This window comes from Dietzia sp. B44, from assembly GCF_014145245.1.
Classification (GTDB): Bacteria; Actinomycetota; Actinomycetes; order Mycobacteriales; family Mycobacteriaceae; genus Dietzia; species Dietzia natronolimnaea.
Window position 1 is genome coordinate 1 of record NZ_JAALEF010000432.1, and the last position, 2,324, is coordinate 2,324.

The window sequence follows — 2,324 nt, forward strand, 5'->3', positions numbered from 1 at the left end:
CACCGGCCCCGACCGGCGGGCTCGCGTGCCGGTCAGGGCCGCATGCGCCGGAAACTCACCACGGGCCGGTCCCCGGCCAGGTCCTCTCGGGGGGCGCACACCGATTCCACCTGCCGGCGGGCCTGCTCGGGGACGGGGGTGCCGGGGTCGAGGACCGAGAGGTACTCCTTGTGCTCGGCCAGCGCGGCGACTGCCGGTTCGACGAACCCCTCGACGTCCACGTAGTGGGTGGGCTGCGGTGCGGACTCGAACCACATCCGGGGACGCCCCTCGGCGGCGTCCACGCCGACGGCGGCCACCAGGTCGTCGTACGTCGCGCCCACCGCGGCACCGAACTCCATGTGATCGCTCTGGTTGGGGGCACCGGGCGCCCACTCGGGCCCCGAGTACAGGGAGATCACGATGTCCGGCCGGTGACGGCGGAGGGAGTCCGCGATCGCGTCGCGGAGCTCCGAGTCGTTGACGATCCTGCTGTCGGGGAAGCCGAGGAACTCCACCTCCTCGACGCCCACGATCGCCGAGGAGCGGCGCTGTTCCTCCTCCCGGACCGGTCCGGCGGTCGAGGGGGGCATCCCCTCGATCCCCGCCTCGCCGCTCGAGGCCAGCACGTAGACGATGTGGCGACCCTCCGCGGTCCAGCGGGCCACCGCGGCGGACATGCCGTACTCGGGATCGTCGGGATGGGCGACCAGGACCAGGCCGCGGGTCCAGTCGGTGGGAAAGGGCTCGGGTGGGGTCATGGGGAGAGTATTGCCGATCCGGGGTGACGAGTCGGTAGCGTCCGAACACATGGCCCTCACCGAGTGGTTGCTCTCCGCGCACGAGCGGGGCAACCCTGACACCCGTCTGGATTCCCGTCATCCCGGGAACGAGGCCTGGTCGGAGGGCAACGAGGTCCGCCCACTGGTCCACGGGGCCACGTATTTCGCCGAGCTCTTCGACAGGATCGAGGCCACCGGGCGGGGCGATCTGATCCTGTTCACCGACTGGCGCGGCGACGCGGACGAGCGGCTCACGGGGCAGCCCGGCAGCGAGGTCTCGGCGGTACTGCGACGGGCCGTCGACCGCGGGGTGGCCGTGCACGGGCTCGTGTGGCGCTCGCACTCGGGGATCGACGAGTTCTCCCACGAGGAGAACCGACGGCTCGGGCGGAAGGTCGATGACCGGGGCGGCAACGTCCTGCTCGACATGCGGGTGCCGCCGCGCGGGTCGCACCACCAGAAGATGGTGGTGATCCGACACGCGGACGCCCCGCGGCGGGACGTGGCCTACGTGGGCGGCATCGACCTGTGTCATTCGCGGCGGGACGACGCCCGACACCGGGGCGACCCGCAGGCGCAGTCGATGTCCGAGGTCTACGGGGTGACGCCGCCGTGGCACGACGTGCAGTGCGCCATCTCGGGACCGGCCGTGTACGACGCCGAGACGGTGTTCCGGGAACGGTGGGAGGACCCGGCGCCCCTGACGAGGTCGCGTCGCCGGTTCCGCGTGGACCGCGACCACGTGGACGTGCGCGCCGAACCCTTGCCCCCGCAGGCGCCGCCGCCGCCGGCGGTGCCGGGTGGCACGCACGTCGTCCAGCTGCTCCGCACCTACGCCGGCCGACACGGTCGACGTGCCTACCCGTTCGCACGGAGGGGTGAGCGGAGCGTCGCCCGCGGGTACGCCAAGGCGTTCGAGCGTGCCCGTGACCTCATCTACGTGGAGGACCAGTACCTGTGGTCGCGCGCGATCGCGGACTCCTTCGTGGAATCGCTCCAGCGGGACGAGGGATTGCACCTGATCGTCGTGATGCCCCGGTGGACGGACAGCGACAACCCGATCTCCCGTCTCCCGCAGCTCCTCGGCCGGCAGCGCGCCATGAGCCGACTCGCCGCCGCGGCCCCCGGCCGGGTGGCCTTCTACGCGCCGGAGAACTCCGACGGCACCCCGGTCTACGTCCACGCCAAGGTGTGCGTCGTGGACGACACCTGGTGTTCGGTCGGCTCCGACAACTTCAGCCGGCGCTCGTGGACCCACGACTCGGAACTCTCGGCGGTGGTGGTGGACACGGCCGCGTCCGATCACAGTCCGTACGCCCGCAGACTGCGTCTGACCCTGGCCGCCGAGCACCTGGGGTGCGGCGTGGACGGTCCGGGGTATCCGGGGGACGTGTCGGAGATCGCGCACGGGGACGGCGATCCGGGCGACGACGACGACCTCGCGCGCCTGATGCACGACTGTCCCGACGCGGTGGGGACGTTCCGGGCCTTCGCCGACGCGGCCGCCGCGCTCGAGGAGTGGCATCGCGGCGGTCGCCGGGGGACGCGGCCCCCGGGTCGGCT

At 72.5% G+C, this 2,324-nt stretch carries 2 protein-coding genes; one reads left to right on the forward strand and one right to left on the reverse strand.

Annotated features, from left to right (window positions below):
• Nucleotides 1–32 precede the first annotated feature (32 nt).
• Nucleotides 33–740 (reverse strand): PIG-L deacetylase family protein, encoded by a 708-nt coding sequence (locus G6017_RS13565; protein WP_182617828.1) that lies wholly within the window; start codon nt 738–740, stop codon nt 33–35.
• Nucleotides 741–789: 49 nt separating this feature from the next.
• Between G6017_RS13565 and G6017_RS13570 the strand changes: the two genes are divergently transcribed.
• On the forward strand, nt 790–2,324 hold a 1,535-nt coding region (locus tag G6017_RS13570; protein ID WP_182617830.1), incomplete at its 3' end, for a phospholipase D family protein.

What these genes read in the sequence shown, in the direction of transcription:
- G6017_RS13565 (WP_182617828.1), bottom strand. Translation starts at nt 740, where the DNA reads ATGACCCCACCCGAGCCCTTTCCCACCGACTGGACCCGCGGCCTGGTC.